This window comes from Polynucleobacter nymphae, from assembly GCF_018882155.1.
Classification (GTDB): domain Bacteria; phylum Pseudomonadota; class Gammaproteobacteria; order Burkholderiales; family Burkholderiaceae; genus Polynucleobacter; species Polynucleobacter nymphae.
The window spans coordinates 1-9690 of record NZ_JACVPA010000004.1 but is presented as its reverse complement, the minus strand read 5'-3'; the positions used below and the strand labels follow the sequence as shown (position 1 = coordinate 9690).

Annotated in this window: 1 protein-coding gene; it reads right to left on the bottom strand. The window is 45.7% G+C overall.

Translation table 11 applies throughout. The features are described from left to right. Positions 1-9690, bottom strand: a 9690-nt coding sequence (locus tag ICN29_RS10565; protein ID WP_216132997.1) for a beta strand repeat-containing protein, incomplete at both ends; no start/stop codon positions are given.

Below are 9690 nucleotides of genomic sequence, written 5' to 3'. Positions count from 1 at the left end.
GAGTAATAGCGCCTAGAGTGATTGGTGCATTAGTACTGTTGATCGTGCCACTAATCGTTCTAGCGCTTGGCGCTGTCGCAATCAGACCATTGGTGAAGGTTAAGGTATCGGTACTTTCGTTGCCGAGAGTTACAGTTCCAGTGTTGGCAAAAGTAGTTGTACCGGCAATCGTGTTAGAACTACCGTTGATAGCAACGTTGTAATTAGCAGATCCCGCGCCAATAGTCATTGCGGTGGTAATGTTTAAATTACCACCAAATGTCACAGTATTTCCAGCGGTTGTACTGGCAATGGAGAGTGTTTTAGCTTGTATGCTCCAGCTTGATAAACCACCAGTATTCAATATGGAGACTGTGTCGATATCGGTATCGATCTTATCCAGTATCGTGACGCTTCCTAAAGTATTAATAGTGATATTCGATGATGTTCCACCAGCAGTGCCCACAATGGATGCCAGAATCAGTGGATTAGTGATTCCTGTGCCTAAAGTTAAAGTCACGCCATCAGCCAAGGTGGTCGCAGCAAGAGTAATAATGCCTGTTGAAGTAGAGCCAATGGTTGTATTAGCCAATATGGTTAATGGAGTAACACCAAACTTGATCTGGCTTGAACCGGATGTCACCGCAATCGTGCCAGATAAATACTTTCTACTTGGAGCTTCTGCCGTTAAGCCATTGGTGAAGGTTAAGGTGCCAAGAGCAGCGCCTAGCGTTAAGGTACCTGTATTACTAAAGGTAGCAAGGTTGGTAATCGTGCCAGAACCTGCGTTAAGTGCCAAGTTATAGGCTTGGGCAGCAGTATTTAAAGTAGTTGCAGTAACAGCACCATTAAAGGTAATAGCGCCTGTGGTATTAGTCAGTGTGACGGTAGTCGCCCCTACTGTGCCGCTAAAGGTGGTGCCACCCGAGTTGGTAATGGTGAGGGAGCCTACTCCGGATACGCTGGTGCCGTTGATTTCAGCGCCAGCTACACCGCCAGTAGCCAGACTTAAGTCAAATGTTGCCCCGGTTACTGCACCAATCGTTAGATCAGCCGCATTATTAGTGGCGTTAGTATTGATCGTACTAGCGGCGCCAAGAGTAATAGCGCCTAGAGTGATTGGTGCATTAGTACTGTTGATCGTGCCACTAATCGTTCTAGCGCTTGGCGCTGTCGCAATCAGACCATTGGTGAAGGTTAAGGTGCCAAGAGCAGCGCCTAGCGTTAAGGTACCTGTATTACTAAAGGTAGCAAGGTTGGTGATCGTGCCAGAACCTGCGTTAAGTGCCAAGTTATAGGCTTGGGCAGCAGTATTTAAAGTAGTTGCAGTAACAGCACCATTAAAGGTAATAGCGCCTGTGGTATTAGTCAGTGTGACGGTAGTCGCCCCTACTGTGCCGCTAAAGGTGGTGCCACCCGAGTTGGTAATGGTGAGGGAGCCAATGTCAGTACCTACAGTTGTAGTAACACCAACCGTACCAATTGAATTGATCACCACATAAGATGGCGTGCCGTTCAGCGTGCCTGCGATCGAGTTAATTGAAATAGTCGCTGGTCCGCCATTACCAAGCGTCAGCGTTACACCATCCGCTAAAGTAATGTTTCCAAGCACTACTTGGTCAGATGGATTGACATAAGTGGTATCAGCGCTCAGAGTCAAACCACGACTTGCACCCAAACTATATCGATACGTTGTATTCAAAGAACCAACTACAGTCGACCCAGTACCAGCCAAGGTCAATTCATAAAGAGCGTTGGCATAACCCACATTGCCCAAGGCAATAGAGCCGCCTCCATTGCTAATACTTAATGAATAGGTGCCTGCAGTTGTTCCTGTGCCGCCATCGATATTACCAATGAATACATTGCTTTCCGTTGTAGTAATGGTTGGGCTGTAGAACAATTCGGTACTTCTGGATGTGCCTTTTAAGTCAATTGCACCTGTTGTAGTAATACTTCCACGCAATTGGTTGGTACCGGTTCCATATAAAGTTAAGGCAGCTAAATTAGCACTTTGACCCAATGCGCCCAGATCAATAGTTCCTACACCATTGGTGATGCTCAATGCAAAGGCACCATTGGTATCACCCAATGTAATGGTGCCTGCAGAAGTACTGGTTAAAGTGGTTGTAGCTGCTAAGGTATTGGTTCTTGAGGTACCTTTTAAATCAATTGCACCAACTGCTCTAATACTGCCTGGCAATGTATTTGCTCCAGTGCCTTGTAATGCAAGCGAGCTCACTGGTGTGACATCACCGATTACCCCACCAAATGAAATAGCACCGGATCCGCTATTGATGATCAGCGCTTGGGCGCCATTGATTTTGGAGGTGGCGCCGCTTAACGATATTAATTTATCCGTTGAAGTGAGCGTAATTTGATTGGTAGCTAAAGTAATTGGGCCAGTGTAAGTTTGTGTGCCCGTGCCAGAGCTAATGTTATTCGCCAATGTGAAACCGGCAGTACCACTTAAAGCCAAATTACCCGTAGTGGTAATACCAACAGTTGTTACTGTTCCAATGGTATATGCGGTGTTTTGAGCAAAGCTAAGCACGCCAGTATTAGCGGCTAAGGTACTAATGGAATTTGAGCTCCGGGTTAAGGTGTGCGTACCTGAACCCAGTAGACGTAGGCCATTAGTGGAAATATTTTGTGACTGAGTAACAGTGCCAGTAGTGCTGAGGGTTAATGTGTCAGTAACAGTCACACCAGCTGTATTGACTGTCCCAATATCAAATCCTGAGTTTTCGGTAAAGCTTACAGTGCCTGTATTAGCAGCCAATGTAGTAATGGCATTGGCACTATCGGTTAAGGTATACGTTGCCCCTGCTCCTAGTAGCTCTAAGCCATAGGCAGTTAATCCGGCGCCAGTGTCTTGGGTGACATTGCCACGAGAATTCAATGTCAGCACATTACTGGTGCCACTGCTGCCGCCCAATACCGAGACAGCACCTGTAAATTGCATGCCGCCATTAGAAGTAGCGCCACCGTTAATTAAAGTCAGTCTGTCTTTAAAGGTATAGGCCGCTACTGTAATCTTGCCAGTAGCGGCAGCGCTACCAATGGTAATAGCCGAGAAACCGTCGCTAATATAGTCAAGCTCTGTGGTATCAAGGTTTAAGACTCCAGAAGCTCCTGCCAAACCAATAGTGGTAGACGCTGTTTTAGGAGCAATGCTTAAAGTACTCGTGCCCGAAACGCCCGCGCCAACAGAAATCGCATCAGTTGTGATTGATAAGGAGCTTGCTCCCATCGCAATGGAGCCACTACTACCGGTGACAACCGAGCCAGCAGTAATGGTAGTCGCACCCAAAACTTTATTAGCACCAACTGCACCATTGAAGGTGGTGGTAGCTGAACCAGAATCAATCGATACAGTAGGTGTAGTGGCACTAGAGTGCGTATTGATAGTGGAGCCGAAGGTGATATCGGCATTGGAGGTAGAAAGAGCTGTTCCTGTAGCAATCAGAAGAGCACCGTTATAAGATTGCTGACCAGAAGTAGTGATGCTATTTGTATAAATAGTAGTGGCACCACTAACCGTTAGATTTTTAGACGTTCCGCTGAGAGATACAGTATCTACAGCTTCATTTCCAAAAACTGCATTTCCTACAATTGCCAAACCATATGCACCGGACACAGTACTATTAAAGGTCGTTGTTGTAGCAGTTAAAGTCTTATCGGTGGAGCCACCAAGAGTAACGGCATTGTTATAGGTTTGTGTACCACCAGTGGTATTTATTGAGGAGCTATTAATAGCAGTAGTACCAGATGTAGAGTTTTGTAAAACGCTAGCCGCTACTGCAGTAGAGCTAAAGGTTGATGTTCCTGTGCTGGTAAGAGAAATATTACCCAGCCCTTGTGAGCCACCTACTGCTCCAGTAAAGGTGATGTTTCCGACTCCCGCATTAGCCGTCAAAGCGCGAGTTGCCACACCGTCACCATTCAGAAAGTCGCTGAATAAAATCGCACCACCGCCGGAAGAACTATTGAGGACAACATCACCAGATAGGGTCACTGGATCGCGATAGGTTTGCGCGCTTGAAGTGGTGATATTTGCACCCAGAATTGTTGAGCCTAGTGCATTCGTCCCTACCGAAATTGAATTAACAGGAGCGTCAAATTTAGTAACGCCAGAAGAATTTACGGTAATTGCGCCAAGCATTCCGTTAGCTCGAGCACCAACTGCACCTTGGAAAGTTACATTACCCGCACCAGAGTTGATAGTTAAAGATTTATTAGCTGTTGATAACCCACCGCCAGAGACCAAGAAGCTACTAGCGTCGTTATCTTGCGCAGACCCATATGGTAGGTTGTAAACGGCGGTTGTGTTTCCAGATGAATTATCAAATACTTGAGCCCAACCGCCCAATCCACCATGCTGATACAAGGTCATGACAGTTCCGGCACCCACTGCTACAGATGAGGTCTGATCATTGATGCCCCAGGCACACATATCACATGAATTATTGTTGACATAGGTGCCTGCTGACTTAATACCCGTCCATGTGAAATAAGTGCCAGTTCCGTTGTAGTCAACGTAAAAAGTAGCCGTAGGATTATTGGAAACGTAAATACTATTAATTGTCGTACCCGCGCCACTAAATAAAATGTATCCACCGGTAGTGCTTAGGATAATATCTTCATTCAAAGTAATAGGGCCAGTAAAGGTTTGGTTACCATTACCACTTGAAATATTGGCAGCAAATATCATTCCCCCAGTACTGCTTAGACTGACATTACCGGTAGTAGTAATTCCGACGGTATTGACGACGCCAACTGTAAACCCAGAGTTTTCAACAAACTCAAGTGATCCCGTATTCACCGCCAAGGTAGTAATGGCGTTACCTGTATTCATTAAGGTGTAAACACCTCCAGCTCCAAGTAGCTCAAGTCCTGCAGCGGCAATTTTTTGAGTTTGAGTTACGGATGCAGTGCTACTTAAAGTGGTATTTCCCGTAGTTGTTAAACCGTTAGTACTATTCACTGTACCAATATCAAACCCTGAATTCTCAGTAAACGATACAGCGCCAGTATTACCAGCTAGAGTAGTAATCGCATTGCTAGTGTTATTCAGTGTATATACACCACCAGTACCTAATAACTCCAGGCTTGGTGTGCTAATCAGTTGCGATTGAGTGACAGCACCAGTAGAACTTAAAGTGGTTTTTACTGCGGCCGTTAAGCCACTTGTACTATTAACAGTACCGATTTCAAAGCCTGAATTTTCAGTAAATGCCACTGTACCCGTATTAGCGGCCAACGTAGTAATAGCATTGCTAGTATTGGTTAAGGCGTAACTACCACCTACTCCCAAAAGCTCAAGAGTCGGCGAGCTAAGGAGTTGAGACTGGGTAACGCTAGCAGTAGAGCTTAAGCTGGTTTTAACGGAGGCTGTTAGTCCGCTTGTACTTCCAACTGTCCCAATATCAAATCCTGAGTTTTCGGTAAAGCTTACAGTGCCTGTATTAGCAGCCAATGTAGTAATGGCATTGGCACTATCGGTTAAGGTATACGTTGCCCCTGCTCCTAGTAGCTCTAAGCCATAGGCAGTTAATCCGGCGCCAGTGTCTTGGGTGACATTGCCACGAGAATTCAATGTCAGCACATTACTGGTGCCACTGCTGCCGCCCAATACCGAGACAGCACCTGTAAATTGCATGCCGCCATTAGAAGTAGCGCCACCGTTAATTAAAGTCAGTCTGTCTTTAAAGGTATAGGCCGCTACTGTAATCTTGCCAGTAGCGGCAGCGCTACCAATGGTAATAGCCGAGAAACCGTCGCTAATATAGTCAAGCTCTGTGGTATCAAGGTTTAAGACTCCAGAAGCTCCTGCCAAACCAATAGTGGTAGACGCTGTTTTAGGAGCAATGCTTAAAGTACTCGTGCCCGAAACGCCCGCGCCAACAGAAATCGCATCAGTTGTGATTGATAAGGAGCTTGCTCCCATCGCAATGGAGCCACTACTACCGGTGACAACCGAGCCAGCAGTAATGGTAGTCGCACCCAAAACTTTATTAGCACCAACTGCACCATTGAAGGTGGTGGTAGCTGAACCAGAATCAATCGATACAGTAGGTGTAGTGGCACTAGAGTGCGTATTGATAGTGGAGCCGAAGGTGATATCGGCATTGGAGGTAGAGAAAGCAGTGCTTTGCTTAATGAGTACTGCATTATTAAAGGTCTGAGTGCCACTAGTGACGATTGAGGAAGCGTCAATAACTGTAGTGCCACCCGTACCCGTGTTGATTGATTTGGTATTTACGTTTGCATTAATATTAAAACTACCGCTTCCATTTGAACGCACAATATCGAGATCATAGTTACTGCCAATCGCACCGTTTAGCGTGATATCACCAGAACCAGTTGAGAGAGTTAATAGTGGGATGCTACTAGGATTGCCGTCTAGTAACCCATTAAATGTTAACGACTGATTCTGAGTTGTGATGGAAACAGTTGATGCTGTAATCGCCACTGGGCCAGAAAAGCTGAATGTTGCAGTATCGGTGCCTGATAAATTAGCGCCAAGATTGATATTGGCACCATTTGTACTAAATGAAACTGGACTTCTAAATGAGAGATTGGATAAAGTGCTAATTGCCCCAGTAGTAGCTGACCCAAATGTAACGCTACTAAATGTGCCGTTGAGGTATCCAAAAGTATTTAGATAAGCTAATTTAGTTATCGTAAGATCCAGTTTAGTGTCGAAATTATTGTTTGTACTATCTAAATCTCCAAGCACCATAGTATTGCCAGAGGTGTAGGGTCGCACAATCATCGCAGAATCTCGTCCATATATATTTGCAGTAGGATTAAACTCATCAGCTGTAATCGTAATCGCTCCTAAACCAGCGAAGGCATCCCCAATAGCCGCAGTAGTTAAGACACCCGTACCAGAAGTAAGTGTTAAGGATTTGGTAGCACCCGATACCGCACCGCCTAAAGTGAGATCTCGTGAACCTACCGCACCACCAGAGGTGTTAATGGTGGTGGCGTCAGTTAATGTAATCGGCGTATCAGAGTCTCCAATGGAGGTAACTCCATTACTAGTGATGGTACCGGCTAAATTAACTGCGCTTGGAGCTGTAGCTGTTAAGCCAGCACTGAACGTAATGCTTCCACTAGAAGCGTTACCAAGAGTCAGGGTTCCGGTATTGAGGAATTGGGTCGCCGCTGTAACGGTATTACCTGTTCCAGTGATTGATACGTTGTAGGGATTGGCTGTCGTAACTAAAGATCCGGCAACTAAGCCGCCGCTAAATGAAACAGTGCTTGCTGAAGTTGTGTTGGTTAAAGTTACAGCGTTAGATACATTGACAGCACCACTAAACGAAGCACCGCCAGAGTTAGTGACAGTTAAATATTTCAAAGAACCACCCGTTCCCAGGGTAGCGGAAGAGTTAATCACAGCAGTACCTGAGTTCAGCGTTAAACCACTAGCATTAGCACCACCAGAATTTGTTGTGCTAAATCCTGACATGGCCCAAGATTCATCGTTGCTACCTTGATCCAAGCTAGAGGTAATGCGCAATGGCAAGGAAGCTATTCCGGCCGGAGTGTTTAAGACCACCTTAAAACGCTGGTCATTCCACCCAGCAACAAATTGAGTGGTATTAGCATCACCAACCCATGGCGTGATGGTCCAACTATAGCCAGCATTGCTTCCGGTAATGGGTGAAGTCAAGAACCATTGAGCGCCATAGGCATCGCATCTAAACTCTTGATTAATAATCAAAACCCCATTGGCGTAAATTTTAAGGCTTTCACCGGTATCCCATGAATCCAGCCGGTAGAAATTAAAGTTAAATGTAGTGGCAGATCCGCCCAAGGTAAATGTTTTAGAAACCTCGCCACCAGAACCGTATAGACCAATGACTGAACCCCAGGAACCTAATGAATAATCCGTGCCGCCAGTCCAATCAGACGCAAGCGTTGCATTAATGGCAGTCAGATTAATGAACGCGCCTGCGAGGGTGATTGTGGCTCCAGCTACATTGACGCCATTATTGGTGGTATCTAATGTGGTGTCATAGTTCACATAGGCAATACTTGTAGCATTGCCTAGGGCAATCGGAGCGCCTTCTGTGCGGATACTGCCGCCTAAATTCAGTGTTGGCTGACTGATTGCACTGAGGCCGCCAGTAAAGATGAAAATATCACTAGCCTGATTGCCAATAGTTAAACTTCCGGTATTGGTAAATGAAACAGCATTCGTGATAGTTGAAGTACCGCCATTACCACCATTTAGAATCAAATCGTAGGCTGTCGTTCCAGTCGATAGAGTGGCTGCTGAGATGACGCCATTTGCAGTAATAGCGCCCGTTTGAGAGCTGGTACCCAGACTCAGAGTACCGATACCATTTAATGCTGAATTTATGGTACTTACAGCAGTGCCACTATTAATCGTTAAGTTTTTCGCATTTCCTGTGACGATATTGGAGATGCTTGCCCCTACCGTGATAATGCCGCTGGCACTCGTCAAGCTCCTAACTCCACTACCGCCAAGGGTTACATCATTATTCAGAGTAATCACTCCCGTGCCAGTTGTGATATCTCCGGCATTCCAAGCGAGCGGACTATTAATCGTGAAAGCGGCATTAGTACTTGCTGCTGCGCTCAAGTTATGAGCCAAAGTAAATGTGCTACTTGATGTGAAGGTCGTTGGATCCTTAAAGCTCAAATTAGCTTGTGATGTCAAATTACCTGTGTAACTTCCATTACCGAAATTAATAACAGTAAAGCCATCAGCCAAATATCCAAGCTCAGTCGCCGTTAGATTCAAAACGCTAGTAGCGCTATTATCAGAGACACCTAAATAGATACCTCTATTTAGCGTGCTTGGTGCGATCGTTAAGGAGCCTGATCCAGAAAAACTTCCGGAGATGTTAATTTCATTTGCGGTTAAAGAGGTATCTCCTAGTCCTGAGGCAGTGCTGCCGATCAAAATGGTTGAAGTGCCAGCATTGAGTGTTAAGGTTTTACTAGCGCCGGTAATGGCTCCGCCCAGTGTTAATGCAGTGTTAGCAGTTGCTGTGGAGATGCTCACATTGTCAGCTAACGTGATGCCAGTATTGCCATCTCCAATACTGACAATTCCACCGCTAGTAATAGTGCCTGCCAATGTCACGCCACTTGGAGCTGTTGCAGTAATGCTACCCGAGAAGGTGAAGCCATCAGAACTGGCGTTACCTAGAGTCAAGGTTCCAGTATTTGCAAACACCATATTGTTGGTAATTGCATTTGTAGTTCCCAGCAATCTCACGTTATAAGCATTCGAAGTACCGGTAACCGTAAATAATGGAGTAGTGAAATTATCTTGAAACTCAATAGTGCCCACGGAATCCTTAATGACTACACTGGTACCAGTTTTAACTGCGCCAACAAAGGTGGCGTTACCAACCTTAGTAATAGTTAAGCTTGATAAGGCCACACTAGGGCCAACGCCGATAGTGCCTGATACATCTATTGCAGATGAGCCAGAATTTAAAGTCAGAGATCTGGTGTTATCTGAATCACCATAGATGCTGCCAATAAACCCGATATTGCGACCGGTAGATAATCCCGTGGTTGAATCGAGGGTGACAGAATTCCCCAAGGTCACTGCCCCGGTATAGCTCTGGGTACCACTGGTGGTGATATCCCCATTTAAGGTGATGCCGGTGCCTGTGATGGCTAAGTTACCTGAGGTAATAGTAGTAACAGTTACTGCCC